This window comes from Pseudonocardia adelaidensis, assembly GCF_039543345.1.
GTDB classification, from domain to species: domain Bacteria; phylum Actinomycetota; class Actinomycetes; order Mycobacteriales; family Pseudonocardiaceae; genus Pseudonocardia; species Pseudonocardia adelaidensis.
Map to the genome: position 1 here is coordinate 252983 of NZ_BAABJO010000002.1, position 25581 is coordinate 278563.

The following is a 25581-nucleotide window of genomic DNA, read 5'->3' on the forward strand; positions in this document are numbered from 1 at the left end:
GAGGGGCCGCGATGCAGCGGGAGATCAGTACTCGTCGACGTCCACCCCGTCCAGTTCGGCGAGCGCGGCGAGCGCGTCCTGGTCGCCCTCGTCGACCGCGATCTGCAGGCACCGCCGCGCGTCGTCGACCCTACCGTCGTCGAGGAGGAAGCGGCCGAGGGCGAACGCCCATCCGGGCTCGGCGATCCGCTCGGCCTCCCGGAGCTCCTGCTCCGCCGTCTCCCGGTCGCCGCGGGCGAGGAGGAACTGCGCGTACGCGATGTGCGCCCGCAGCGCGCCGAGCTCCCCCGCCCGGCGGTACAGCTCGTCGGCGTCGGCGGCGCGGCCCTGCTGCGCGCGCACGTCGGCGAGCGCCAGGATCGTGTCGGGGCGCCGCTCCGACGCGTACCGCTCCGCCGCGGCCGCCGCCGCGGGCAGGTCACCGGCCTCGAGCTGCAGCTCCACGAGGTTGGCCGCGGCGAGCTGGTCACCGTCGGCGGCCGCGTCTACGAGCAGGTGCACGGCCTCGACCAGGCGGCCCTCGTCGCGGAGCAGGATCGCGAGGTCGTTCGCCGCGGGGACGTCCCCCGTCTCGACCGCGAGCCGCAGCGCGTCCTCGGCCCGCTCGCGCTCGCCCAGCTGCACCAGCGCCACCCCCAGCCGGCCGGCGAAGCGCACGTGTCCCTGCTCCACGAGCGGCCCGAGCCAGTCGACGACGGCGCGGAAGCTCCCGCTGTCGAAGTACGCCCGCACCAGCAGGTCGGGCGCCGAGGGGTCCCCGCCCGCCATCGCCTGCCGCAGCACGTCGATCGCCTCGAGCGGACGGCCGTCGGCGAGCAGGGCGGCGCCCTGCACGGCGAGGTCCTCCGGGGCCGGAACGGATGGCCGGTTCATCGCTCCCCCTCGTTCGGGTGGCGCGATGCTGCCACTCGACCCGGGGGAGCTCACCGGCGGTAAGGGGCAATCAGCTTTCGGTACGCCGAACGGCGGAAACCCTCGGGGACCAATCGGTAGCCGCCGCGTACGACGAGGTTGCGCGCGTACTGCGCGCGCGTGGTGAACCCGAGATCACGGAACCGGCGCTGGAGGGCGATCTCGGCACGCAGCAGGTCCCGCCCGCCGCGACGGGCGTACGCCCCGGCGCCCACCCGGTACCTCACGAGCGGCTCGGCGACGTTGGCCACCCGCGCGTCGGCGAGGATCAGCTTCGCCCAGAGCAGGTAGTCCTCCATCTTCGCGAAGTCGGTGTAGCCGCCCACGCCGGTGACGAGCGGGCGCCGGTACACGACCGTCGGGTGGTTGAACGGGGTCGCGAACCGGGCTCGGCGCCGGATCTCGTCCGGATCGGTCGGAACGGTGCGGGTGGCGACGATCTCGTCCGGGTCGTCCGCGAACTCCACCAGGCCGGAGCCCACGATGTCGGCCCCCGACTCGATGATCGGCAGCTGCACGGCGAACCGGTGGGGCAGCGAGATGTCGTCGGCGTCCATGCGGGCCACCACGTCGTGCTTGCAGGCCGCGAGCCCGGCGTCGAGCGCGGGCCCCAGCCCGACGTTGTGCTCCAGCTCCACGAGGTCCACCGGCACCGGGCTGCCCTTCGCGAGCTCCTGGATGGTCTCGGCCAGCGGATCGGGCACCGGCCCGTCACGGACGATGACGACCTGATCGGGGCGACGGGTCTGCGCGTCCACCGACGACCGGAACGCGTCGGTGAGGAAGTCGGGCCGGTCACCCGCCCAGACGGGCAGCAGAACCGACAGCTGCTCGGGCATCGAGAGCTCCCTCCGCTCCGGCCGCGTACACCGGAGTAACGGTGCGTAACTGGCGGTGCCGCGATGACGGTCACCCGCGACACGCCCCTCGGCGGTGTGGACGAGCGCGCCCCGTGTTGCACCCTAGGAGACAGGGTGATCAGGACGAGCGGAGGTGCACCGATGAACGGGCGGAGCACCGGACGCTCGACGCTCACGCGGCCGGTCGGCGGGGACCGATCGCCCGCCGTCCCGGCGCGGCGACGCCCGGGGGCCGATCCGCCTCCCCCGCGCAACCGGACGCGACCCGCCCGTCCCGAACGGGCGACGGCCGGCATCCGGCGGCGGATCCGCACGGCCCTCGTGGTGGCGTCGGCCCTGGTCATGGTGCTCACCGGCACCGCGTGGGGCCTGTACCGCGACGTCACGGCCGGCATCACCACCACCGACGTCATCTCGGGCGGCGGGGACGGCGGCGACCTGAACATCCTGCTCGTCGGCGTCGACAGCCGCACCGACGCACAGGGCAGGCCGCTGCCGCCCGAGGTGCAGCGGATGCTCTCGAGCGGCCCCGACACCGGCGTGCTGAACTCCGACACGATCATCCTGCTGCACGTGCCGCAGGGCGGCGGGGCCGCCACCGCGTTCTCCATCCCGCGCGACGCCTACGTGGACATACCCGGCTACCGGCGCGACAAGATCAACGCCGCGTACCCGGCGACCAAGGCGCTCGCCGCCGAGCGGCTGGCGGCCGAGGGCGTGAAGGAACCGGAGCGGGAGGCCGAGTCGGCGAAGGAAGGCCGCACCGCCCTGATCCGCACCGTCGAGAACCTGACCGGGCAGACCATCGACCACTACGCCGAGGTCAACCTGCTCGGCTTCTACAACCTCACGACCGCGATCGGCGGCGTGGACGTCTGCCTGCGCAAGCCCGTCGACGAACCGCTGTCGGGGGCCCACTTCCCGGCGGGGCCGCAGACGATCGCGGGGACCGATGCGCTCGCGTTCGTCCGCCAGCGCCACGACCTGCCCGACGGTGACCTGTCCCGCATCCGCCGCCAGCAGGTGTTCCTCGCCGCGGTCGCCGACAAGATCCTGGCTGCGGGCACGCTCACCGACCCGGGCAGGCTCGGGGCGCTCGTCGGTGTGGCACAGCAGTCCCTGGTCATCGACGAGGGCTGGGACCTGCTCGGGTTCGCGCGGCAGGCGGCCGACCTCGCCGCCGGGAACCTGCAGTTCGTCACCATCCCCACGGAGGGCCGCGACTCCAACTCGCGCGGCGACGTGGTGATCGTCGAGCCGCGTGCCGTCGAGGGGTTCGTCGAGCAGCGGATCAGCGAGCAGGCCCAGGCCGCCCAGGCCGCCGCGGCAGCCGCCGAGGCCGCCGCCGACGTGCCGCCCCCGCCGCCCGACCTCATCGCCTCCCGCTACGTCGTGGACGTCCGCAACGGCTCGGACCTCGGGGGCATGGCCGCCTCGGTGGCCGACCACCTGCGCGGCCTCGGCTTCGCCCGCGGGATCGTGACCAACACCCACGCCACCGACACCTCCGTGGTGCGCTACGCGGGGCCGGACGCCGACGCGGCGCGGGCCGTGGCGGAGCAGCTCGGCGACATCAGCACCGAGAACGACGGATCGGTGGCCCGTGGGCACCTGAACGTCGTGCTGGGCGCCGACTTCGACCCCGCGGTGGTGCCCGCGCCGGCCGACGGGCCGCCCGCGCCCACCCCCACGGCCGAGCCGGAGCCGACCGAGCCGATCACGGCGGCGGGCGTGCCCTGCATCGACTGAGTCGGCCCGCGGGGGCCACCATATGGTGGGGGCGTGACGCTCACCGCCGCCCTGCTCGGTCCGTTGCGCACCGGCGCGGCCGCCGCTCGCCCGCTCATCACGTTCTACGACGACGCGACCGGTGAACGCGTGGAGCTGTCCGGGACCACCACGGCGAACTGGGCCGCCAAGGCGGCCAACCTGCTGCGCGAGGAGTGCGACGTGGAGCCCGGCACGCCGGTGGCGCTGCTGCTGCCCGCGCACTGGCAGACGGCCGCCGTGCTGCTGGCGGCCTGGTGGTGCGGGGCGGCCGTCGTCACGGAGCCGGGGGACGCCGAGTGGGTGCTGTGCGACGCCGACCGCGTCGACATCGCGCTGGCGTCCGGCCCGGCGGGTGGCGTGGTGGCGCTGTCGCTCGACGCCTTCGGCAAGGGCATCGCGGGCCTGCCGCCCGGCGTGGTCGACTTCGCCACCGAGGTGCGGCTGCAGGGCGACGAGTTCGTGCCGTGGGAGCAGGTTCCCGACAGCGCCCCCGCGCTGGACGGCTCGGGCATCGGCGAGGTCCTCGCCGCCGCCAGGGCGCGCGCGGGCGAGCTGGGCCTGTCGCGCACGGACCGCGTGCTGTCCACCCTGGACTGGAACACGACTGACGGGCTGCGGGACGGCCTGCTCGCGGTACTGGCCGCGGAGGCGTCGCTGGTGCAGGTCCGCAACCCCGACGAGGCGGCGCTGGCGCGGCGCGCCACCACCGAACGCACCACCGTCCGGCTCGAGTAGCCGCGTGCTCTCCAGCGAGCTGCTGGGCTTCCCGCCCGAGGCCCGGGTCCTGATCGTGAACGCGGACGACCTCGGCATGAACGACGCGGTGAACGCCGGTGTGGACGGACGAGCAGATCGGGCGGCTGCTCGCGCGGGCGAGCGTCGAGGAGGTCGAGCGGGAGTTCCGCGCCCAGCTCGACGTCGTGCTCGCGGCGGGGCTGCACCCCACCCACCTGGACTTCCACAGCATCGCGGACGGCGGCCGCGACGACGTCCTCGACGACGTCCTCGACCGCACGGTGGCCCTCGGCGCGGAGCACGGCCTCGCCGTGCGCGTGTGGCTCCCGGCCGGCAGGCGCGCGGCCCGCGGGCGCGGCCGCCCGGTGGTGGACCACCCGTTCCGCGACAGCACCCGGCTCGATCCGGCGACCGAGGCCTGCCGCTACGCGGAGCTCCTGCGCGCCCTGCCACCCGGGCTCACCGAGTGGGCGGTGCACCCGGCCACCACCGACCTGGAGGGCGAGCGCGGCAGGGGCGCCGACCTCGACTTCCTCGTCTCGCCGCTGGCCCGCGAGCTCGTCGCCGAGGAGGGCGTCCTGCTGATCGACCACCGACCGCTGCAGGACGCCTGGAACGCGCGCCGCGTCATGCCGTGACCGGCGCCGGTGCGCGGTACGCGAGCCGCGACGGCAGGGTGAACAGCCACGTCGCACCGCCCGCCACCAGCACGCGGTGCGTCAGCAGCGACAGCAGCGTGCACCCGACGGCCAGCACGGCGGGAAGCGCGTAGGCCGCCGCGGGCGGGACGTCGACGTGCTGCAACCCGACCATGACGACCGCGATCCAGAAGATGTGGATCAGGTAGACCGGCAGCGTCTGCGCCCCGAGCGCGACGAGCGGGCGCCCCAGCCGGTAGCGGGAGATCCAGGCGGCGAACAGCACCCCGAACGTGACGGCGAGGACGTTCAACCCGAGCGCGACGCCCGGGATCCACCGGATCCCCAGCACGACCGCGGCCGCCGCGCAGGCGACGCACGCGGCGGCCGCCGCCGTCACCCGGAGCGCGGTGGCCGCCCTGGCCACGCGCTCGACCAGCGTCCGGGCGTGCCAGCCGAGCAGGAAGAAGAACAGGTGGCGGGCCATGCGCGCCCAGACGTCGCTCTCGAGGTGCAGGAGGTCCGCCCCGACCACCGCCGACAGCACGCCCGCGACACCCAGCTGGAGCGACATCGGGACCCCCCTGACCAGCTTCGCGATCACCGCGAACAGGGCCAGCGCGTAGATGAACCACATCCCGGAGCCGGGGATCACGAGCGCTAGCGCCAACGCCCCGACGTCCGTGTCGTCGACGTACGGGTCCACGGCCGCCACGGCGGGGGTGTGGAAGAAGGCGAAGCGGAGCACGGTCCACGCCACGAAGAGGTGGAGGAAGAAGGCGACGCGCTTGTGCAGGAGCGTGCGCCACGACGCCGCGAGCGGGCCGGCGACGAAGAGCCCCGAGACGAGGAAGAACAGCGGCATGCGCATCGACGCGAGCGCGGTGTTCGCGACGACCACGGCGGGTGGCGCCAGCCCGGACGTGTGCAGGAACGACACCGCGTGGTGGGCCACCACGAGCAGGATCGACATGCCCTTGGCCGCGTCGACCCAGGCCATCCGCGACGAGTCGCGCGCCGGGAGCAGGGACGCTGGGGAGCCGTGTTGCGCCGACATCCGCGCGGAGGATTCCAGCCTTCGCCACGAGGCACAACCGGCGACGGCGTAGCCGTGCCGTCGGCGACCCCCGCGCCGTCACCATCCGCTGAACCCCGTCGGCGGCGTCACCGATTCGGGTGTTCTCGCAGTGGTGGTGGCCGGCCCGCAGGTTCGCGCACCACATGCCCTCTGACCAGCCGCGGCGCCCCGCGCCGGCCGGGCCGTGCGTTCAGCTCGGACCGCCCGGCCGTGCGGTCGGCATCCCCCGGCCCTCTTCGGGGTGAATCGTGCGGATCGGACATTCGATGAGGCTGCCGCCCGAGTTCGGTGCCGTCGGACCGGCGGTTGGACACCGCTCGAACCGACCCCCCGTTCAGCCGCTGACGATCAACCGGTAGCCCGCGTCGAGCCGGTCGAGGGTCGACAGCTCGGCGTGACGCCCGTGCCAGGCGCCGGCGCAGACGCTCACGACGCTCGTCATGCCGGAGAGCGCGCTCGTGACCTGGGCCGCGATCCGTGGGTCGGGCCTGCGCGTGTTCCGGTAGCCGCAGCCGATCCGGTCGTAGACGGTGGTCACTTGAGCAGGGCGCGCGCCATCACCATCCGCTGGATCTGATTGGTGCCCTCGTAGATCTGGGTGATCTTGGCATCGCGCATCATGCGCTCCACCGGGAAGTCCTTCGTGTAGCCGTAGCCGCCCAGCAGCTGGACGGCGTCGGTGGTGACGCTCATCGCCGTGTCGGACGCGAAGCACTTCGCCGCGCTCGAGATGAAGCCCAGGTTCGGCTCTCCGCGCTCTGCGCGCGAGGTGGCGACGTAGACGAGCTGGCGGGCGGCCTCCACCTTCATCGCCATGTCGGCGAGCATGAACTGGACGCCCTGGAACTCGCCGATGGTCTTGCCGAACTGCTTGCGCTCCTTGATGTACGCCGTGGCGGCGTCGAGCGCGCCCTGTGCGATCCCCACGGCCTGCGCGCCGATGGTCGGGCGGGTGTGGTCGAGCGTGGCGAGCGCGGTCTTGAAGCCGGTGCCCTCGGCCCCGATGATGCGGTCGGCCGGGATGCGGCAGTCGGTGAAGTAGATCTCGCGCGTGGGCGAGCCGTTGATGCCGAGCTTGCGTTCCTTCGGCCCGACCTCGAAGCCGGGGTCGTCGCGGTGCACCACGAACGCGGAGATCCCGTTGGCCCGCTTCGCCGGGTCGGTCACCGCCATCACCGTGTACCAGGTGGACTCGCCGGCGTTCGTGATCCAGCACTTGGTGCCGTTCAGCACCCAGTGGTCGCCGTCGCGCCGCGCGCGGGTCTTCATCGACGCGGCGTCCGAGCCCGCCTCGCGCTCCGACAGCGCATAGCTGATCATCGCCTCGCCCGCCGCGATGGACGGCAGGACCTGGCGCTTCAGCTCGTCGGACGCCGACAGCAGGATCGGCGTGAGCCCCAGCCCGTTGACGGCCGGGATCAGCGAGGACGAGGCGCAGACCCGCGCCACCTCCTCGATCACGATGCAGCCCGCCAGCTCGTCGGCACCCTGCCCGCCGTACTCCTCGGGGATGACGACGGCCTGGAAGCCCGCCTTGACCAGGGCGTTCTGGGCCTCGACCGGGTAGCGGCCCTGCTCGTCGACCTCCGCGGCGTACGGGGCGATCTCCTTCTCCGCGAGCGCCCGTACCGCCTCGCGCAGCGCCTCGTGCTCGTCGCTGAGCCGGTAGGTGTCGAAGTCGCGGTTCATACCGACCAGCTTAACGGCACTCAGTGCCGCTGTACACCGCCGCTGTTACCCTCCGTGCCATGAACTCCCGGCGCGGCCGCTCGGCCGAGGGACGCGCGGAGGTGCGGCGCGATCTGGTGGCCGCCGCCGTGCGCCTGTTCCGCACGCGCGGCTACGAGGAGACGACGGTCGACGACATCGCGGCCGAGGCCGGCGTCGGGCGGCGGACGTTCTTCCGCTACTTCCCGAGCAAGGAGGACGCGATCTCCCCCGACCACGAGGTCGGCCTGGCGCGGGTCGCCGAGGTGTTCGCCTCCGCCCACCCCGCGGAGCCGACGGCGGCGCTCGTGCTGCGCGCGGGCGAGACCGTCTTCGACCTCTACGCCGACGACCCCGCGCTCTCCGTGGAGCGCTTCCGCCTCACCCACGAGGTGCCGGCCCTGCGCGACCGCGAGTCGGCGCGGGTGGACCACTACCGCCGGCTGTTCACGCGGCAGCTGCGCGAACGTTTCGCCGGTGACCCGGACGGCGAGCTGCGGGCCGCGGTGACCGGCGCCGCCGTCGTGGCCGCCCACAACCTGGCGCTACGGGCGTGGCTCGCCGACGGTGGCCGGGCCGACCGACTGGACGACTACCGGGCCCGGTTCCGGAAGGTCGTCGACATGCTGCCGGGCGAGCCCGCGCGAGACGAACCGGCTCTGCACGGCGTCACCGAGCGGCTCGAGGCCGCCGTCGCCCGCCTGGAACGCCACGCCTGACCGCCGGCGCGGCTGGTGCTCCCGCCGGGAACCGCTAACACACCGGCGGGAGCCCGTCCACCGCAGGCCTGGGGGGCAGCCCCCATCGTGAAGGTGATGCTGGCAGCAGTCCGACGGGAGGGCAGCGGGGTGGTCCGGCCGTCGCCGGGTGCCGGATCCTTCTTGGTGCCGCAGACGGCGATCTGTCGGACGGAGATCGGCGATGAGCACGCAGGCGCCCCCTCAGCCACAGTGAGCTCGCCGCTCTCCCCACTCCCGATCGCCACGGGATCCCCTGCGGCAGGGTCGGCGGACTGGTCGTGGGTGGCAGGCACCTCCACGACCGGTCCGCCGCACACCGACCAGCGGGAGGACTGCATGTTCATCGCCGACACGGTCCCCGTCCTCACCCGCCAGGACCTCTGCGACCGCTGCCCGGCCGCTGCCCACGTACGGGCCGTCCTCCCGGCCGGGAACGACCTGCTGTTCTGCGAGCACCACGCCCGCCAGCACGCGCCTCGGCTCCGTGAGATCGGTGCGCTGCTCTCACCCGAGCCCTGAGCTCCCCGGCAGCCGCCGCGAGCCCGGCCGCGCCGCGACCGGGCTCGCGGTGGTTCCGGGCCCGGACGTGCGTGATCCCCGGGCCGCAGCTGGTGCCGCGCAAGCCGAGCTGGACGGGCTCGGGCCCGGGGATCACGGGTGACTGCCTGGAATTCGCCGGCACCACACCGGCTTCCACTTGGCCGTCGGAACGAGTCCTGTGGTGCTAGCGGACAGCCACCTCACGAGTCCTGTAGCTATTCAACGCTGGACCACCTCCTCTCACGTGTACCGCCACACTACGGCCGGGAGCCGCGGGGGCGCCACGAGAATTCCGCAGATCACTTCGGCGCGGCCGCGGCGGCACGCAGCGCGGCGTCCTTGGCGAGCACGGAGTCGGCGAGATCGGCCTGGAAGCGCTCCATCCGCCCGCGCAGCGTGGCGTCGCCGGCCGCGAGGATCCGGACGGCGAGCAGCCCCGCGTTGCGGGCACCGCCCACGGCCACGGTGGCCACCGGCACGCCCGCCGGCATCTGGACGATCGAGAGCAGCGAGTCGAGGCCGTCGAGCTGGGCGAGCGGCACGGGCACGCCGATCACGGGCAGCGGAGTGGCGGCCGCGACCATCCCGGGCAGGTGCGCTGCTCCCCCGGCGCCGGCGATCACCACGCGCAGGCCCCGCCCCGCCGCGCTCCCGGCGTAGTCGAGCATGCGCTGGGGTGTGCGGTGCGCGGAGTACACGCCCACCTCGTAGGGCACCTCGAACTCGGCGAGCGCATCGCCCGCGGCCTCCATGACGCGCCAGTCCGAGTCGCTTCCCATGATCACGCCGACCCGCGGCTCGTTCTCAGGCACGCTGCACCTCCTGCCGGCGGGCGCCGGTGTGCGGCGACCAGCCGTCCGGCCACTCGGCCGTGGACAGCCACGCCGCGGCGAGCGCCGCCCGCGACCGCAGCGCGGCCATGTCGTCGCCGAGCACGGTGACGTGCCCGACCTTGCGGGCCGGCCGCTCGGCCTTGCCGTAGAGGTGCACCTTGACGTCCGGGAACCGGGCGAACAGGTGGTGCACCCGCTCGTCCATCGACATCGCGGGCGCGCGGGCCGCCCCCAGCACGTTGGCCATCACGACGGCGGGCGCCGTCGGAGCGGTGGCGCCGAGCGGGTAGTCCAGCACGGCGCGCAGGTGCTGCTCGAACTGCGACGTGCGGGAGCCCTCGATCGTCCAGTGTCCCGAGTTGTGCGGCCGCATGGCCAGCTCGTTGACGACGAGCACGCCATCGTTCCGCTCGAACAGCTCGACGGCCAGCAGGCCGGTGACGCCCAGCTCGGCGGCGATCCGCAGGGCCATCCCCTGGGCCCCCGCGGCCACGTCCGGGTCCAGGCCGGGAGCCGGCGCGAGCACCTGCACGCACTGGCCGTCCTCCTGCACGGTCTCCACCACCGGCCACGCGGCCGCCTGCCCGAACGGGGAGCGCGCGACGAGCGCGGCCAGCTCCCGGCGCATCGGCACGGCCTCCTCCACGAGCAGTGGCGTGCCGGCCTCCAGCAGCTCGGCGACGAGCCCGGGGTCGGGGGCGCGCAGGAACCAGACGCCGCGCCCGTCGTAGCCGCCCCGGGCCGCCTTGAGCACCACGGGCCAGCCGTGCTCGGCGGCGAACCCCGCGACGTCGGCGGGCTCCCGCACCTCGGCGAACGCGGGCCCGGCCAGTCCCAGCCCGGAGAGCCTGCGGCGCATCACGAGCTTGTCCTGCGCGTGCAGCAGCGCGTCCGGGCCGGGGTGCACGGGCACCCCGGCGTCGACGAGCGCGCGCAGGTTCTCCTGCGGGACCTGCTCGTGGTCGAACGTGACGGCCGAGCAGCCGCGGGAGAACGCGCGCAGGGCGGTCAGGTCGGAGGCCGCGCCTGCGTGCACGTCGGCGCAGACGACGGCGGCCGGGTCGGCCGGGTCGGCGGCGAGCACGCGCAGCGACTGGCCGAGCGCGATGGCGGCCTGGTGGGTCATTCGGGCGAGCTGCCCTGCACCCACCATCCCGACGACCGGTTGGCCCCCGGTGGGGTGCGAGCGGGAGGCGTTCACGGTGGAGGAAGCCTACCGGCGAGCGGTCCGGCACCGGCGTCTGGCACGATCGAACAGGTGTCCGTTGTCGAGTCGGCGCTCGCGATCATCCCGCAGCCCTACCGCGACATCGCCATCAAGCACCGTGAGCTGGTGAAGTTCGCGTTCGTGGGCGGCAGCACGTGGGTGATCGACACCGTGGTGTTCCTGCTGCTCAAGTCCACGGTGCTGGCCGAGAAGCCGCTCACGGCGAAGATCATCGCGGTGCTGGTGGCGACGATCGTGTCGTACGTGCTCAACCGGGAGTGGTCGTTCCGCACCCGAGGTGGCCGGGAACGCCACCACGAGGCCGCGCTGTTCTTCCTCGTCAGCGGCGTCGGCGTGGCGGTCTACTCGGCACCGCTCGCGATCTCGCGCTACGTGTTCCACCTCTCGGTGCCCGAGGTGAGCCTCCTCACCCAGGAGGCCGCCGACTTCGTCAGCGGGCAGATCATCGGCGTGCTGGTCGGCATGGCGTTCCGCTGGTGGGCCTTCCGCCGCTTCGTCTTCCCGGACCAGGACGTCCGCAGGCGGGTTCCGGCCGGCTGACGCGGTCAGCGGGGGGACGACGCGCGGCGCGGTGCCGCTGACACCACGTCGTCCGCCCTGGCCGCCGGCAGGAAGATCGTGAAGACCGGGGGGCGGGCCCGGGACAGCTCCAGCCGCCCGCCGTCGGCCTCCACCAGCGCACGGGCGAGGGCGAGCCCGATGCCGGTGGACGAGCCGACCGACACGCCGCGGTCGAACACGTGCGGCACGAGCTCCTCGGGCACGCCGGCGCCCGCGTCGGTGACCTCCACCAGGAGGCTGGTCTCGGCCGCACGCGCGCTGAGGGTCACCGTGCCGGAGCCGTGCTGGACCGCGTTGTCCAGCAGTGCCCCGATCGCCTCCCGGATGCGGGCGGGCGTGACCCGGGCGAGCAGCCCGTCCGGCACCCGGACCTTGAGCGACCGGCCGTTCGCCTTGAGCGCGGGCCGCCACTCCTCGGCCACGGCCGAGAGCGCCTCCCGCAGGTCCTGGGGCTCGGCGCCGGCGGCCCGTGCGACCCGGGCGGCCTCCAGCAGCTCGTCGAGCACCTCCGCGAGCCGTTCGGCCTGCTCGAGCGCGGCGAGCGCCTCGCTGCGCGCCGTGGGGTCGGGATGGGAGGCGAGCTCGTCGAGCCGCAGCTGCAGCGCGGTGAGGCGGCTGCGCAGCTGGTGGGACACGTCGCCGACGAGGGCCCGCTCCCGTTGCAGCAGGTCCGCGAGCGCGACCGCGGAGGTGTCGAGCACGTCCGACACCCGGTCCAGCTCGGGGATCCCGTGGCGGCCGGGCACCGCGCGGAAGTCGCCTGCCCCGAGCCGCGCCGCCCGGTCGGCCACCCCCTGCAGCGGCTCCGCCAGCCGCCGTGCGGTGACGGTGGCGACCACGGCGCCGGTGCCGACCGACAGCACGACGAGCAGCAGCACCACGGCCGTCACCTGCAGCTGCTCGGTGCGCATCAGCTGCAGCGGCTCCTGCATGACGAGCACGTCGCCCGGCGCGAACGGCAGCGACTCGGAGACCGGGTCGTCCCCCACGTCGGCGCCCACCACCTGGTCCGGCTCGCCGGCGCGCTGCAGCACGAGCCGCCCGCCCGTCGGCACCGCCAGCTCGATGGACGCGCGGTCGATCGTGGCGCCCGCGGTGTCCAGCCGGGCGGCCACCTGTTCGAGGCGCGACAGCAGGTCGGCGCGGTGGATGTCCTCCACCAGCCGCCACGTGGTGATCGCGAGCGGCCCGCCGAGCACGAGCGCCGTGATGGCGACCACGAGCAACGTCGACTGCAGTATCCGGCGGCGCACGGCTAGTCGTGGTTGAAGCGGAAGCCGACGCCGCGCACCGTGGCGATCCTGCGCTCACCGCCGATCTTGCGGCGCAGCCACGACATGTGCATGTCCAGCGTCTTGGACGTCTTCATGTCCGGGTCGTTCCACACCTCGCGCAGGATCTCCTCCCGCGTGACGACCTGGCCCGCGCGCAGGAGCAGCACCCGCAGCAGCTCGAACTCCTTGTTGGCGAGGCCCACCTCGGCGCCGTCCACGAGCACCCGGCGGCCGGAGAGCTCCATCCGCACCCCGCCCACCTCGACCGCCTCGGGGGTGAGCCTGCGCAGCAGGGCCCGCACGCGCGCGAGGAGCTCGGCGAGCCGGAAGGGCTTGCCGACGTAGTCGTCGGCGCCCGCGTCCAGCCCGACGACGAAGTCGACCTCGTCGGTGCGGGCGGTGAGCATCAGCACCGGCAGGTCCGGGTCGTCCAGCCGCACCCGCCGGCAGACCTCGAGGCCGTCCATGCCGGGCAGGCCCAGGTCGAGCACGAGCAGGTCCACCTGGCCGCGCCGCACGCGCTCGAGCGCGGCGGTGCCGTCGGTGGCGACCTCGACGACGTACCCCTCTCGCTGCAGCGCCCGGGACAGGGGCTCGGCGATCGCGGCGTCGTCCTCGGCCAGCAGGACGGTGGTCACAGAACCCAGTCTAGGCAGGGGATCATCCGAGGGTGTCCGACGACGAGCGACCCCGTCCACCTGCCGCTGCCGACGAGCGCACCATGCTCGCGGGCTGGCTCGACTGGCACCGCGCCACCCTCGAGGTGAAGTGCGCCGGGCTCGGTCCCGCGCAGCTCGCCACCCGGGCCGTGGAGCCCTCCGGGCTGACCCTGCTCGGCCTCGTGCGCCACATGGCCGACGTCGAGCGCGCCTGGTTCCGCCGACGGCTCGGCGCCGAGGACGCGCCGCCCCTGCACTACTCCGACGCCGATCCGGACGGCGACTTCGACAACGTCGACCCGGCCACCGCCGACGCCGCCACCGTCGAGGCCGCATTCGCCACCTGGCGCGCCGAGTGCGCCCGCGCCCGGGAGATCGCCGCCGCACTCCCGTCCCTGGACGTGATGGTCACCGACCGCGCGGGACGGCGCCTGTCGGCGCGCTGGGTGCTCCACCACATGGTCGAGGAGTACGCGCGCCACAACGGCCACGCCGACCTGCTGCGGGAGCGGATCGACGGCACCACCGGTGAATGAGGCAGGCTTCGTAGCCGTGGATGCCGACCTCGAGCTCGCCCTGCGCCTCGCCGACACGGCCGACGCGATCACCATCGCGCGGTTCCGGGCCGCCGACCTGCGGGTCACCCGCAAGCCGGACCGCACGCCCGTCACCGACGCCGACACCGCCGTCGAGGACGCGCTCCGCCAAACGATCGACGCGGAACGGCCCGGCGACGCGGTGCTCGGCGAGGAACGCGGCGGTGCCGTGGTCGACGCGGAGCGCGGCTGGGTGCTCGACCCGATCGACGGCACGAAGAACTACTCCCGCGGCGTGCCGGTCTGGGCCACCCTGATCGCGCTCACGGTGCGGGGCGAGCCGGTGGTGGGGGTGGCGAGCGCACCCGCGCTGGGCAGGCGCTGGTGGGGCGCGCGCGGCGAGGGCGCCTGGGCCTCGGACCCGTCGGGCACGCGGCGCATCGCGGTCTCGGGCGTGAGCGAGTTGGCCGACGCCTACCTCTCGACCACCGACGTCAAGGCGTTCGCCGAGATCGGCAGGCGCGATGACTACCTGCGGCTCGTCGACGCCTGCTGGGAGACCCGCGCGTTCGGCGACTTCTGGATGTACTGCCTGGTCGCCGAGGGCGTGCTCGACGTCGCGGTGGACGCCGTGGCGAGCCCGTGGGACCTCGCCGCCCTCGTGCCCATCCTCACCGAGGCGGGCGGCGCGCTCACCGACCTCGGGGGCGCCGCGACGTTCACAGGCGGCGACGGGCTCGCCTCGAACGGTGCCGTCCACAAGGCCGCTCTGGAGATCATCGGGCGATGACGGAGCTCTACTTCGAGGACTTCACCCCCGGCCGGGTCTTCGACCTCGGCACCGTCGCAGTGGACCGCGACGAGATGCTCGCCTTCGCGCGCCGGTTCGACCCGCAGCCCTTCCACGTGGACGACGAAGCGGGCAAGGCGTCGATCTTCGGCGCCCTCGCGGCGTCGGGCTGGTTCACCGCGTCGCTGTGGATGCGCACCTACGTCGACGGCGTGCTCGCGCGCGCCGCCTCCCTCGGCTCACCGGGCGGTGAGGAGATCGCATGGCCCGCTCCGGTGTTCGCGGGCGACGAGCTGCGGGCCGCGATGGAGGTGCTGGAGGCACGCCGCTCCCGCAGCCGCCCGGAACTGGGCCTGGTGAAGCTGCGCGCTTCCCTGCAGCGCGGCGACGAGACGGTCTTCCGCAGCGTCTTCACGGGCATGTTCGGCACCCGGGACGGGACGAGAACCTCCTGACGACGCTGCGCCGCGGAGCGACCGCCGGCGTGGTGGGTCAGCCGCGGTCGGCCAGCTCCTTCTGGTACTTCTCCGTCATGTGGGCGACCGCGGCCACCTGCTGCTCGGCGTGGCCGGAGCGGGTCTCGCTGGCCCGCGCCTTGGCGTCGAGCGTGGCCTGCGCCTGGCCCTGGAACCGCGGCATCACGTGCTGCGCGATCAGCTCGTAGGAGCGACGGGTGGCCTGCGGGTTGGCCCATTCGTGCGCGAGCAGCAGCATGGCGCCGAACCCGCCGGACTGGTCGACGAGCCGCTGCACCTGCGCGGCCGCGTCGTCCGGCGTGCCGATGGCCCCGATCCCGGCCTCGTTGACGAAATCGATCATCTCCCGCACGTCGCCGCCCTCCACGGCCATCTGCGGGAACGCGGCCACCTTCTGGAAGTAGCGGAACCACTGCTCGATGCCGTGTTCGACCTCGCGATAGGCCTGCTCGCGCGTCTCCGCCACGTGCATCAGCCCGACGAGCCGCCACGCCGCCCGGTCCACCGTGGTGCCGAAGGTGGCCGCCCGCTCCTCCATGACGTTCCAGTGGTGGGCCAGCGCGTCGAAGCCCTCCTTGGTGAGCGTGGCCCCGATCGAGAGCAGCCCGACGCCGTGCCGGCCCGCGAGTCGCGGCCCGGTGGGCGAGGCCACCGCGGCGACGGCGACGTCGAACAGCGGGTCGGAGTAGGGCCGCAGGTGCAGCCGGGCGTCGATCAGCTGGTGGGTCCGGGTGGTGGCGGTGACCGGCTCGTCGCCTCGCAACAGCCGCATCACGATGTCGAGGTTCTCCTCGAGCAGCTCGCGGGTGTCGGTGGGGTTCAGCCCGATCATCGCCGAGTCGGTGGGCAGGGAACCGGGACCGACGCCGAGCATCACGCGCCCGCGCGTCAGGTGGTCGAGGAGCACCATGCGCTCCGCCACCCACAGCGGGTTGTGGTAGCTCAGCGAGATCACGCCGGTGCCGAGCCGGATGCGCTTCGTGCGCTCGGCCGCAGCGGCGATGAAGATCTCCGGCGACGCGATGATCTCCGAGCCGGCGGAGTGGTGCTCACCGATCCACGCCTCGTCGTACCCCAGCTCGTCGAGGTGCTCGACGAGCCGCAGGTCGCGCCGCAGCGCGCTGGTCGGGTTCTCCCCCGCGGGGTGGAAGGGGGCCAGGAAGATGCCGAACCGCAGTCGGGACACGGGCTGCTCCAGTCGTTGCTGACGGGGAGCTTCGACCGTAGGCACGTTCGGCCCGCCAGGTCACCCCTCCGATCGGTGGGGCCGCCGGTCGAGCAGCGCGTCGACGTCGATCCGCATCTCGAACGGCTCGGCGACGACGAGCTCGCCGCTCGCGGTCCGACTCTCCACGTACCCGTCGCCCGGAGCCGCGAGGGTGAATGCCGTGATGGTGGGCGCAGGTGGGTCCAGGTCGACGAGCCAGTAGTGCGGAATGCCTGCTTCCGAGTACTCGAACGGCTTCAGGTGGGTGTCCACACGGCGGGAACGAGGAGAGATGATCTCGACGATCAGGAGCACATCGGACGCGCTGAGCTGCTCCTGGTCGCTTCGAGCACGGGTGATCACGACGCCAACGCCCGCACCACCCGCGACGGCGACGGCCGCCCGAGCTTCTCGGCCATCCACACGCTCGTCCCGACCAGCGCGTCGAGGTCCACGCCGTGCCCGACGCCGAGGCCGTCGAGCATCCACACGAGGTCCTCGGTGGCGAGGTTGCCGGTGGCCGACTCGGCGTAGGGGCAGCCGCCGAGCCCGCCGGCGCTCGCGTCCACCGTGCGAACGCCGTGGCGCAGGGCGGCGAGCGTGTTGGCCAGCGCCTGGCCGTAGGTGTCGTGGAAGTGCACCGCGATCTGGCGGACGGGAACCCCGGCCGCGACGCACGCGTCCAGCACCGCGTCCACGTGCCCGGGGGTGCCGGTGCCGATCGTGTCGCCGAGGGAGATCTGGTGGCAGCCCATCGCGGCGAGCCTGCGCGTCACCGCCGCCACCTGCTCCGGCGCGACCGCGCCCTCCCACGGGTCGCCGAAGCACATCGAGACGTACCCGCGCACCCGCAGGCCGGCCGCGAGCGCCCGCTCCACCACCGGCTCGAACATGGCGTACTGCGAGTCGAGCGTGCGGTTGAGGTTGCGCTCGGCGAAGGTCTCCGTGGCGCTGGCGAAGATCGCGACGTGCGAGACGCCCGCGTCGAGCGCCCGGTCGAGGCCGCGCTCGTTGGGCACCAGCACCGGGTAGTCCACGCCGTCGGCGCGCACGAGCCTGCGCAGCAGGTCGCCCGCGTCCGCCAGCTGGGGAACCCACTTCGGGTGCACGAAGCTGGTGGCCTCCAGCACGCGCAGGCCCGCGGCCGCGAGCCGGTGCAGGAACTCGGCTTTCACCTCGACCGGCACGATCGCGGACTCGTTCTGCAGCCCGTCCCGCGCGCCGACCTCGTAGATCGTGACGTGCTCCGGCAGCCCGGGGGCGGGCACCGGCATCGGAAGCGGTCTGGTCACTGTTCCACCTCGTTACCGGCCCAACTCGTCGTAGAGCACGGCGTGCACGTGCCGCACGCCCGGGACGTCGTCGAACTCGAGGGAGTCGTCGGACTCCGACTCGACGACCAGCGTGCCGGTTCCGAGCATCCGTTCCAACAGGCCCTGCCGGAACTGCACGCCGCTGATCCGCTTCAGGGGGATGTCCATGCCGTGGCGCGTGAGCACGCCCTCGCGCACGAGCACGCGGCGATCGGTCACCACGAAGTGGGTGGTGCGCCAGCGCACCACCGGGTACGCGGTGAACCGCCCGACGAGCGCGAGGCCGGCCACCGCGAGCCCGAGCCACGCCCACGGCGCCCACGTCTGCGCGCTCACGAGCGCGGCGAGGAAGCTGGCCACCCCCACGACGAGCAGCAGCACGACCACGGGCACCACGAGCATCTTCCAGTGCGGGTGCCGGTGCACGACCACCTGCTCGTCATCGACGAGGAGGTCGTCCGGGTAGACCACGCACCCCACGGTAGGCGTTCGCCGCGTGGCCCCGTCCGAGGACGCGCTGACTCACGACCCGGACGGGCGCACGTGCACGACGTCGCCCGCGGCGACGGCGCGGCGGTGGCCCGCCGCGTCGAGGATCAGGAGCCGCCCGTCGCGGTCGACGTCCTCGGCGATGCCGTGCAGCGCAGCACCCCCGGGCAGCTCGACCCTCACCTCGGAGCCGAGGGTGACGCACCCGGCGCGGTAGTCGGCGCGCAGCCGGGCGGACTCCGCGTCGCCGCGGCCGTCGCGCCACTGCGCCTCGCGCTCGGCGAGGCGGTCCAGGAAGGTGGTGAGCACGCGGGTGCGGTCGACCACGGCGCCCTCGTCGGCGAGCGATGTGGCGCCCGGCTGGTCGGGTGGCGAGGCCGCGACGTTCAGCCCGACGCCCACGACGACGGCGGGCCGGACGGCGTCGGCGACCTCGGCGAGGATGCCCGCCGCCTTGCGCTGCCCCGCGCCGAGCAGCAGGTCGTTGGGCCACTTGAGCCCGGCCGGGACGTCGCAGACCGCACGGATGCTGTCGAGCAGCGCCAGCCCGGTGAGCAACGGCAGCCAGGCGAAGCGGGCCGGCGGAACGCCGGTGGGACGCAGCAGCACGCTGACCGTGATCCCGGTGCCCGGCGGCGCCACCCAGGTGCGCGCCAGCCGGCCGCGCCCGGCCTCCTGGTGCTCCGCGACGAGCACGGTGCGATCCGGCGCCCCGGCCGCGGCGGCGGCGAGGAGGTCGGCGTTGGTGGAGCCGGTGCGGTCCACGACGTCGACCTGCGCCCACGCCCCGGTGAGCGCAGCCCTCAGCGCGGCTGCGTCCAGCGGCTCGACGGTCCGGTGCATGGCTCGGGACGCTACCGGCGAGCCATCGGGCCCGCTCGCCTTTCCCAGCCCCCGCGACGGACGGCGGCCGAGCGTCGCCGGGCGCGCGCCGGGTCGCGTCGGGAGGTCCGTCGGCGGCAACCCGATCACCCTGCTGCAACCCCGCGGCTGCGTGACGCGCATCGCGTCGGCGGAGCGGCGGGCGGCGTTAGGCTGCCTGGCCATGAGCGCCGCAACGGAGCCGTTCGCCTCCGGCCCCGACGAGCCCGACATCCACACCACCGCGGGCAAGCTCGCCGACCTGTACCGGCGCACCGATGACGCGGTGCACGCGGGCAGCGAGGCCGCGGTCGAGCGGCAGCACGCGAAGGGCCGCCAGACCGCGCGCGAGCGCATCGACCAGCTGCTCGACCCCGACTCGTTCGTCGAGATCGACGCGCTCACCCGGCACCGCTCCACCAACTTCGGGATGCAGGACAAGCGCCCGCTCGGCGACGGCGTGGTCACCGGCACCGGCACCATCGACGGGCGGCCGGTCGCGGTGTTCAGCCAGGACGCCACGGTGTTCGGCGGCGCGCTCGGCGAGGTGTACGGCGAGAAGATCGTCAAGGTGATGGACCTGGCCGCCAAGATCGGCTGCCCGGTCATCGGGATCAACGACGGTGGCGGCGCGCGCATCCAGGAAGGTGTGGTCGCGCTCGGGCTCTACGGCGAGATCTTCGTGCGCAACGTCCGCAGCTCCGGAGTGGTCCCGCAGATCTCGCTGGTGATGGGGCCGTGCGCGGGCGGCGCGGTGTACTCGCCGGCCATCACGGACTTCACGGTGATGGTCGACGGCACGAGCCACATGTTCATCACCGGCCCGGACATCATCAAGACCGTCACGGGCGAGGACGTCGACTTCGAGGAACTCGGTGGCGGCCGGGCGCACAACACGAAGTCCGGGGTGGCGCACTACCTCGCCGAGGACGAGGCCGACGCCTTCTCCTACGTGAAGGAGCTGCTGTCGTTCCTGCCGTCGAACAACCTGTCCGAGCCGCCGACCTACCCCGCGCCGGAGCCGACCGGGGGTGCGATCGCCGACTCGCTCACCGACAGCGACCTCGAGCTCGACGCGATCGTCCCGGACTCGCCCAACACCCCGTACGACATCCACGACGTCATCACCCGGGTGCTGGACGAGGGCGAGTTCCTCGAGGTGCACGCCCTCTTCGCGCCCAACATCGTGGTCGGCTTCGGGCGGGTCGACGGCCGCTCGGTCGGGGTGGTCGCGAACCAGCCCACCCAGTTCGCGGGCTGCCTGGACATCGACGCCTCCGAGAAGGCGGCCCGGTTCGTCCGCACGTGCGACGCGTTCAACGTCCCGATCCTCACGTTCGTGGACGTCCCCGGCTTCCTGCCCGGCACGGAGCAGGAGTGGAACGGCATCATCCGCCGCGGCGCGAAGCTGATCTACGCCTACGCCGAGGCCACCGTCCCCAAGGTCACGGTGATCACCCGCAAGGCCTACGGCGGGGCGTACGACGTGATGGGGTCGAAGCACCTCGGCGCGGACGTCAACCTCGCATGGCCCACCGCGCAGATCGCCGTCACCGGGGCGGCGGGCGCGGTCAGCATCCTGTACCGCAAGGAGCTCGCCCAGCTGGCGGGTGACGAGCTCGCCGCCCGCCGGGCGGAGCTGCAGCAGGAGTACGAGGACACCCTCGCCAACCCCTACATCGCGGCCGACCGCGGGTACATCGACGGCGTCATCCCGCCATCGCACACCCGCGGTCACGTCACGCGCGCGCTGCGGCTGCTCGCCACGAAGCGGGAGGCCGTACCGGCGCGCAAGCACGGGAACATCCCGCTGTGACGCCCGAGGACGGTACGACGGGCGGCGGTACGACCAACGACGGGCCGAGCACCCCTGAGGAGCGCCGGGCGGCGTTCCGGGTGGTCAGGGGCGATCCGTCGGACGCGGAGCTCGCCGCGCTGACGGTGGTGCTCGCGGCCGTCGCCGCACCCCGGCCCGCCCCGGCGCCGCGCGTCCCGGACCGCTGGTCCGACCCGGCCGCGCGCTTCCGCACGCCGCTGCACCCGGGCCCCGGGGCGTGGCGTGCCTCGGCATGGCCTCGCTGAAGCGCACCTCAAGGCTTCCTCAAGATGCTGGCCCGGTCCTCGTGGCGCCGCCCACACTCGGGCCCACGGCCGGGGCGATCGGCGTCCAGGGGGACGGTGCGCCTGCGGCCACGAGGAGGCGATCGAGATGGAAGCAGTCATCTGGTTCGGAATCGCCGCGCTCATCGTGATCGCCGCGGTGATCGCCGCGATCGGCCGTCCGGGCGACGGCCCGGGCCGAGGCGGCCGGAACGTCGCGAGCCGCGGCTCGCGGCGGCGGGTCGGCAGCTACAGCGGTGTGGCCGGCTACGGCGCGTGGAGCGGCGACAGCGGCTCGAGCGGCTGCGGCGACAGCTCCGGCGGTGGCTCCAGCGGCGGTGACTGCGGCGGCGGAGGCTTCTGACCACGAGCACGACGGACCGGCCCGTCCCCTCGGGGGCGGGCCGGTCCGCTGCGTCCTGAGGTGATCAGCCCGCTCGGGCCATCGCGGTGCGGGCGAGCGCGTGCTCGACCAGCCTCACCAGCGCGTCCCGGCTCGACTTCGGATCCCGCGCGTCCATCCACACGAGCGGGCAGTCCGACGAGAGGGCGAGCGCGTCGCGCACGGTATCGACGTCGTAGTCGTCGGCGCCGGGGAACCGGTTGACCCCGACGACGAACGGCAACCGCCGGTTCTCGAAGAAGTCGATCGCGGGGAAGCAGTCGTCGATCCGGCGCAGGTCCACCAGCACGACGGCGCCGACGGAGCCGCGGGCGAGCTCGTCCCACATGAACCAGAACCGGGACTGCCCCGGGGTTCCGAAGAGGTAGAGGATCAGCGAGTCGTCGACGGTGATGCGCCCGAAGTCCATCGCCACCGTCGTGGTGGTCTTGGTGGGCACCATGTCCGCCTCGTCCACCCCGATCGACGCGCTGGTCATGGCCTGCTCGGTGAGCAGCGGCGGGATCTCCGAGAGCGACGTCACGAGCGTCGTCTTGCCCACCCCGAACCCGCCGGCGATCAGCACCTTCAGCGGAATCAGGTCGCCAGGCTCAGTGTGAGCGTGCACGTAGTCCCTCCAACAGCCGTTCCAGGATCTCGGGTGTCGGCCCGCCCTCCGCCGCAGGCGGGAGGTGCACGGCCAGGTAGCCGGCGTCGACGAGGTCGCTGACGAGCACCCTGGCCACGCCGACCGGTACGCGCAGCGCCGCCCCGATCTCGACCACCGAGATCGGCCGTGCCGCGAGGTCGACGGTCGCGCGGTACTCCAGGTGCAGCTCGTCGGCGCGCTGGCCGGTCGGCGTGACCGTCACCAGCGTCTCCACCGGCAGCTCCGCACCGTTCGAGGAGCGGGTCCGCCCACCGGTGAGCGCGTACACCGGTACCACCCGGCCGCCGTGTTCCTCACGGACGCCGAACGAGTTGCTGCCCATCGCGTCGGGGAGCACCACCACTACCTTCCGGCGCTCGCGCGCGGAGCCGGGGTGAGGGCGTGGCCCACGCGCGACGCGAGCATCGTCATCTCGTACCCGACCATGCCGATGTCGCACTGCCGTTGGGTGAACACCGCCAGCGTGGCCCCCTGGCTCACCGACGAGACGAACAGGTAACCCCCGGCCATCTCGAGGATGGTCTGGGTGACCGGACCCGCGTCGAGCAGGTGTGCCGTTCCCCGGGCCAGGCTGACCAGCCCCGAGGCGGCGGCGGCCAGCTGGTCGCCCAGCGCCACCCCGACGTCGGGCGACGTGGCCAGCCGCAGCCCGTCGCCGGAGACCACGACGCCGTGGACGACCCCCGGGACGTCCCGGGCGAACTCTGCGAGCAACCAGTCCAGCTGCCCCGATCGGATGCTCACCGACGCATCCCTTCTGTTTCTCCAGCTTCCTCGACGACGGCCTGCGCCGCCTGCCTGCTGGCCTGGTACCGCGAGAGGGCGCTCGCCGCGGCGTTGTCGATCGGTGGTGCGGCGTCCGGCTCGTCGGCCGTCGCCTGCCGCAGCTCCGGCGCGAGGTGCGCCTGGGGCACCCGCCGCCGCAGCCCCGGCTTGCCGTTCGCGGGGACGGCCTCTCCGTTGCGCCGCGGGGCGGGGATGTCCGAATCGGCCGCCGCGTCGGGGACGTCCTGCGTGGGCCCCGTCTCGGAGACCGCGGGCAGCGCCTGCCGCTGCCGCGGGGTGGGCGAGGGCTGCCAGGAGGCGGGCGCCGGCGTCTCGGCGGTGCCGGTCGTGCCGTCGGCGCGGCCGGTGTCGACCGGCTCGCGGTCGCTGTGGCGCGTCGTCGCGCCGACCGACTCCGGGTTCCACCACCCGCGCCAGCCGCCCTCCGGTGCGCCGTCGAGCCCGTGCCGGTTCGGCTCGGCAGGCCCGCCGGACCACTGGACGCCCGAGGAGCCGTTCGCGCTCCGGGCGGTGCCCGCGGTGGACACCGGCTCGACCCAGCCGGTGCTCTCCGGCCGCTGGTCGACCCGCGGCTCGCGGTGGCTCACCCCGCCGGTGACGTACGGCCGCGCCTCCGTGATCCCCACGTCGAGCGGGAGCGTGACGTCCGCAGGGGCCGCGGTGAAGAGCGCCGCGGGGAGCGCGACGACGGCCGTGACGCCCGACCCCGGGGTGTTGCCGAGCGAGACCGAGATGCCGTGGCGGGCGGCGAGCCTCGCGACCACGTGGAAGCCGAGCCGCTGCGCGACGGCGAGGTCCACCTCTCGCGGGCTCGCGAGCAGCTCGTTGGCCGCGACGAGGTCCTCGGGCGGCATGCCGACGCCCCAGTCCTCGATCGTCAGCAGGTAGCCGCGCTCGTCGCGCCGGTCGGGCCGGGCGCGGATCGTCACGGCGGTGTCCGGAGGCGAGAAGCGCACCGCGTTCTCGGTGAGCTCGGCGAGCAGGTGGGTCAGGTCGGCCACGGCTCCGCCGGAGACGGCGATGCGGTCGTCGATCGCGAACACGACGCGGTCGAGGTCCTCGGTCTCGGCGATCGCCGCGCGCACGACGTCGCGCAGCGGCACGGGTGCGGACCAGGTGCGCGGCGGCTGCTCGCCCGCGAGGACCAACAGGCTCTCGGCGTTGCGGCGCACCCGGGTGGCGAGGTGGTCGAGCGTGAACAGGTTGGAGAGGGTGTCGGGGTCCCGCTCCTTCTCCTCGAGCTGGTTGATGATGTCCAGCTGCCGGTAGAGCATGCTCTGGTTGCGGCGGGCGAGGTTGACCAGCATGTCCGAGGTGAACTGGCGGCGCCCGATCTCCGCGTCCGCGGTGATGAGCCGCCGGCCGAGCGCCTCCTTCTCCGTCTGCTCCTCCTCCGTGATCCGCCAGAAGATCACCATGCCGACGCAGGCGATCAGCACCGAGATGCCGTGGATGAACGACCACAGCCACGGATGGGCCTGGGCCGCCGGGTGGTTGAAGATCAGGTTGCCCAGCCAGATCGTGCCGATGCCGTGGCTCACGAAGGTGAACGCGACGTTCCAGAGGAACGGCACCCAGTCCTGGTAGAGCGCGATGAACCCGATGATGATGAAGAAGTGGAAGTGCGCCTCGATGGTGCCGGTGGTCAGCACGACCAGCCCCGCCGAGCAGAACACCAGGCCGCCCGTCACGCAGAACGACGCGAGCCTGCGGGTGCGCAGCACGTGCCCGAGCACGAGGAAGGCCACAGGCGCGATCAGCGTGTAGCCGATCTCGAGCGGCGGGACGCGCAGCGCGAGCCCGAGCACGAGCATGGACGGGATGTGGATCAGCAGGACCCACTGCAGCAGTGTGTGGCGCCGCTTCCACTGCTTGTCGTCGAGCGTGTTGCCGCGCGGCAGGTAGGCCAGCAGGCGGTTCAACGCCCGGCCCTTTCCGTCGGTTCCCTCCTCGGGAGGGCCGATCGGCGCACTGGTCTGCATGGAGGTCTGCTCCGTCCGGTCGCCTACACGATTTCCGTGCACGGTCGGCGGGACAGTACAAGGCGAACTCGAGCACCCGGCGATGCTCGCGGCGGCGATACGCGAAATGGCCTAACCGCTGGACCGCTCGGCCTCGGCCTTCGCCCGTTCGGCTCACTCGCAGGATAGAAAATGGTCGGTTAGCGACCAGGCACAATTACGGCTAGCAGGCATGCAAATGCGTTGCGTCACAACCTAGCGTCTCTGAGCGCGGCGGAGCCGCCGCTGGGCGCGTCACGCTCAACGGTACGTATCGTCAGCATGAGGAGTAGTGAGGATCGGCCAAATGGCCGCACGAGAGCGTCCATTCGGGCCGACTTCCCGCCGCCGAGGGCGGGTTACAGTGCGATCACGCACCTCTCCCCGCTCCCTACAACGATCAACTCGCCGGGAAGGTGCGCCGGAAAGCCGACGA

Annotated in this window: 30 protein-coding genes; 12 read left to right on the plus strand and 18 right to left on the minus strand. The window is 73.4% G+C overall.

Going from position 1 to position 25581, the window contains the following annotated elements:
* Window positions 1-24 precede the first annotated feature (24 nt).
* Together ABEA81_RS03090 and ABEA81_RS03095 are read right to left on the minus strand one after the other, a co-directional pair.
* Window positions 25-873: a hypothetical protein gene (locus ABEA81_RS03090; protein ID WP_345603074.1), complete on the minus strand. Its 849-nt coding sequence runs from the start codon at window positions 871-873 to the stop codon at window positions 25-27.
* Window positions 874-923: 50 nt separating this feature from the next.
* Window positions 924-1751 (minus strand): glycosyltransferase, encoded by an 828-nt coding sequence (locus ABEA81_RS03095; protein ID WP_345603076.1) that lies wholly within the window; start codon window positions 1749-1751, stop codon window positions 924-926.
* A 162-nt stretch (window positions 1752-1913) separates the two neighbouring features.
* Here ABEA81_RS03095 and ABEA81_RS03100 point away from each other — a divergent pair, with 162 nt between their 5' ends.
* The 3 genes from ABEA81_RS03100 to ABEA81_RS03110 all read left to right on the plus strand — a co-directional run bounded on the left by ABEA81_RS03100 (window position 1914) and on the right by ABEA81_RS03110 (window position 4915).
* Entirely contained in the window at window positions 1914-3521 is a 1608-nt protein-coding gene (locus ABEA81_RS03100; protein ID WP_345603077.1) for an LCP family protein, read from the plus strand.
* A gap of 33 nt (window positions 3522-3554) precedes the next feature.
* The gene (locus ABEA81_RS03105) at window positions 3555-4277 is read left to right on the plus strand and encodes a TIGR03089 family protein (RefSeq protein ID WP_345603078.1); all 723 of its coding nucleotides are present in this window, start codon (window positions 3555-3557) and stop codon (window positions 4275-4277) included.
* Window positions 4278-4375: 98 nt separating this feature from the next.
* Window positions 4376-4915 (plus strand): ChbG/HpnK family deacetylase, encoded by a 540-nt coding sequence (locus ABEA81_RS03110; RefSeq protein ID WP_345603080.1) that lies wholly within the window; start codon window positions 4376-4378, stop codon window positions 4913-4915.
* On the opposite strand, the gene ABEA81_RS03115 is transcribed toward ABEA81_RS03110, so the two are convergent.
* From ABEA81_RS03115 to ABEA81_RS03125, 3 genes are all read right to left on the minus strand, one after another.
* Window positions 4905-5972: an acyltransferase family protein gene (locus tag ABEA81_RS03115; protein ID WP_345603081.1), complete on the minus strand. Its 1068-nt coding sequence runs from the start codon at window positions 5970-5972 to the stop codon at window positions 4905-4907. The two genes, ABEA81_RS03110 and ABEA81_RS03115, sit on opposite strands and share 11 nt — an antisense overlap.
* 355 nt (window positions 5973-6327) lie before the next feature.
* The gene (locus ABEA81_RS03120; protein ID WP_345603082.1) at window positions 6328-6531 is read right to left on the minus strand and encodes a hypothetical protein; all 204 of its coding nucleotides are present in this window, start codon (window positions 6529-6531) and stop codon (window positions 6328-6330) included.
* Window positions 6528-7682, minus strand: coding sequence for an acyl-CoA dehydrogenase (locus ABEA81_RS03125; RefSeq protein ID WP_345603083.1), 1155 nt, complete (start codon window positions 7680-7682; stop codon window positions 6528-6530). The genes ABEA81_RS03120 and ABEA81_RS03125 overlap by 4 nt, the downstream gene beginning before the upstream one ends.
* Before the next feature lie 59 nt (window positions 7683-7741).
* Here ABEA81_RS03125 and ABEA81_RS03130 point away from each other — a divergent pair, with 59 nt between their 5' ends.
* Complete coding sequence (locus tag ABEA81_RS03130) at window positions 7742-8419, plus strand: TetR family transcriptional regulator (protein WP_345603084.1); 678 nt, start codon at window positions 7742-7744, stop codon at window positions 8417-8419.
* Window positions 8420-8722: 303 nt separating this feature from the next.
* A complete protein-coding gene (locus tag ABEA81_RS03135; RefSeq protein ID WP_425570427.1) occupies window positions 8723-8959 on the plus strand; it encodes a DUF7455 domain-containing protein in 237 nt (78 codons plus the stop codon).
* A 320-nt stretch (window positions 8960-9279) separates the two neighbouring features.
* On the opposite strand, the gene purE is transcribed toward ABEA81_RS03135, so the two are convergent.
* Window positions 9280-9792, minus strand: a complete 513-nt coding sequence (gene purE, locus ABEA81_RS03140) for a 5-(carboxyamino)imidazole ribonucleotide mutase (protein WP_345603086.1) — start codon at window positions 9790-9792, stop codon at window positions 9280-9282.
* Window positions 9785-11014, minus strand: coding sequence for a 5-(carboxyamino)imidazole ribonucleotide synthase (locus ABEA81_RS03145; RefSeq protein ID WP_345603087.1), 1230 nt, complete (start codon window positions 11012-11014; stop codon window positions 9785-9787). The genes purE and ABEA81_RS03145 overlap by 8 nt, the downstream gene beginning before the upstream one ends.
* A 57-nt stretch (window positions 11015-11071) precedes the next feature.
* On the opposite strand from ABEA81_RS03145, the gene ABEA81_RS03150 reads away from it, so the two are divergent.
* Window positions 11072-11581, plus strand: coding sequence for a GtrA family protein (locus ABEA81_RS03150; protein WP_345603088.1), 510 nt, complete (start codon window positions 11072-11074; stop codon window positions 11579-11581).
* 5 nt (window positions 11582-11586) lie between these two features.
* Here ABEA81_RS03150 and ABEA81_RS03155 read toward each other — a convergent pair whose 3' ends face one another.
* Window positions 11587-12855, minus strand: coding sequence for an ATP-binding protein (locus tag ABEA81_RS03155; protein ID WP_345603089.1), 1269 nt, complete (start codon window positions 12853-12855; stop codon window positions 11587-11589).
* A 2-nt stretch (window positions 12856-12857) separates the two neighbouring features.
* Window positions 12858-13514, minus strand: coding sequence for a response regulator transcription factor (locus tag ABEA81_RS03160; RefSeq protein WP_345603090.1), 657 nt, complete (start codon window positions 13512-13514; stop codon window positions 12858-12860).
* Between the two features lie 32 nt (window positions 13515-13546).
* Between ABEA81_RS03160 and ABEA81_RS03165 the strand changes: the two genes are divergently transcribed.
* From ABEA81_RS03165 to ABEA81_RS03175, 3 genes are read left to right on the plus strand one after another with little or no spacing between them, the layout of a single operon-like run.
* Window positions 13547-14071 carry a DinB family protein gene (locus ABEA81_RS03165; protein ID WP_425570428.1) on the plus strand — a complete coding sequence of 175 codons (525 nt, stop codon included), beginning with the start codon at window positions 13547-13549 and terminating at the stop codon, window positions 14069-14071.
* A 16-nt stretch (window positions 14072-14087) separates the two neighbouring features.
* Window positions 14088-14861, plus strand: a complete 774-nt coding sequence (gene hisN, locus ABEA81_RS03170; RefSeq protein ID WP_345603092.1) for a histidinol-phosphatase — start codon at window positions 14088-14090, stop codon at window positions 14859-14861.
* On the plus strand, window positions 14858-15316 hold the full coding sequence (locus ABEA81_RS03175) for a MaoC family dehydratase (protein ID WP_345603093.1): 459 nt from the start codon (window positions 14858-14860) through the stop codon (window positions 15314-15316). The genes hisN and ABEA81_RS03175 overlap by 4 nt, the downstream gene beginning before the upstream one ends.
* 37 nt (window positions 15317-15353) lie before the next feature.
* Here the strand turns inward: ABEA81_RS03175 and ABEA81_RS03180 are convergent, their stop codons facing one another.
* From ABEA81_RS03180 to ABEA81_RS03200, 5 genes are read right to left on the minus strand one after another with little or no spacing between them, the layout of a single operon-like run.
* Window positions 15354-16523, minus strand: coding sequence for an LLM class flavin-dependent oxidoreductase (locus tag ABEA81_RS03180; RefSeq protein ID WP_345603094.1), 1170 nt, complete (start codon window positions 16521-16523; stop codon window positions 15354-15356).
* A 60-nt stretch (window positions 16524-16583) separates the two neighbouring features.
* On the minus strand, window positions 16584-16907 hold the full coding sequence (locus ABEA81_RS03185) for a Uma2 family endonuclease (protein WP_345603095.1): 324 nt from the start codon (window positions 16905-16907) through the stop codon (window positions 16584-16586).
* A complete protein-coding gene (locus ABEA81_RS03190) occupies window positions 16904-17818 on the minus strand; it encodes a hydroxymethylglutaryl-CoA lyase (RefSeq protein WP_345603284.1) in 915 nt (304 codons plus the stop codon). The genes ABEA81_RS03185 and ABEA81_RS03190 overlap by 4 nt, the downstream gene beginning before the upstream one ends.
* Before the next feature lie 30 nt (window positions 17819-17848).
* On the minus strand, window positions 17849-18328 hold the full coding sequence (locus ABEA81_RS03195; protein WP_345603097.1) for a PH domain-containing protein: 480 nt from the start codon (window positions 18326-18328) through the stop codon (window positions 17849-17851).
* A gap of 51 nt (window positions 18329-18379) precedes the next feature.
* On the minus strand, window positions 18380-19189 hold the full coding sequence (locus ABEA81_RS03200) for a biotin--[acetyl-CoA-carboxylase] ligase (RefSeq protein ID WP_345603099.1): 810 nt from the start codon (window positions 19187-19189) through the stop codon (window positions 18380-18382).
* Window positions 19190-19391: 202 nt separating this feature from the next.
* On the opposite strand from ABEA81_RS03200, the gene ABEA81_RS03205 reads away from it, so the two are divergent.
* From ABEA81_RS03205 to ABEA81_RS03215, 3 genes are all read left to right on the plus strand, one after another.
* Complete coding sequence (locus ABEA81_RS03205) at window positions 19392-21023, plus strand: acyl-CoA carboxylase subunit beta (protein ID WP_345603100.1); 1632 nt, start codon at window positions 19392-19394, stop codon at window positions 21021-21023.
* Window positions 21020-21289 (plus strand): acyl-CoA carboxylase subunit epsilon, encoded by a 270-nt coding sequence (locus ABEA81_RS03210; RefSeq protein WP_425570429.1) that lies wholly within the window; start codon window positions 21020-21022, stop codon window positions 21287-21289. The genes ABEA81_RS03205 and ABEA81_RS03210 overlap by 4 nt, the downstream gene beginning before the upstream one ends.
* Before the next feature lie 127 nt (window positions 21290-21416).
* Entirely contained in the window at window positions 21417-21671 is a 255-nt protein-coding gene (locus ABEA81_RS03215; RefSeq protein WP_345603101.1) for a hypothetical protein, read from the plus strand.
* Between the two features lie 64 nt (window positions 21672-21735).
* Here ABEA81_RS03215 and ABEA81_RS03220 read toward each other — a convergent pair whose 3' ends face one another.
* From ABEA81_RS03220 to ABEA81_RS03235, 4 genes are read right to left on the minus strand one after another with little or no spacing between them, the layout of a single operon-like run.
* Window positions 21736-22317, minus strand: a complete 582-nt coding sequence (locus ABEA81_RS03220) for a GTP-binding protein (RefSeq protein ID WP_345603103.1) — start codon at window positions 22315-22317, stop codon at window positions 21736-21738.
* Window positions 22301-22696 (minus strand): DUF742 domain-containing protein, encoded by a 396-nt coding sequence (locus tag ABEA81_RS03225; protein WP_345603104.1) that lies wholly within the window; start codon window positions 22694-22696, stop codon window positions 22301-22303. Before ABEA81_RS03225 ends, ABEA81_RS03220 begins: the two co-directional genes overlap by 17 nt.
* A 5-nt stretch (window positions 22697-22701) precedes the next feature.
* Window positions 22702-23103, minus strand: a complete 402-nt coding sequence (locus ABEA81_RS03230) for a roadblock/LC7 domain-containing protein (protein ID WP_345603106.1) — start codon at window positions 23101-23103, stop codon at window positions 22702-22704.
* Window positions 23100-25127 carry an ATP-binding protein gene (locus ABEA81_RS03235; RefSeq protein ID WP_345603107.1) on the minus strand — a complete coding sequence of 676 codons (2028 nt, stop codon included), beginning with the start codon at window positions 25125-25127 and terminating at the stop codon, window positions 23100-23102. The genes ABEA81_RS03230 and ABEA81_RS03235 overlap by 4 nt, the downstream gene beginning before the upstream one ends.
* Window positions 25128-25581 lie beyond the last annotated feature (454 nt).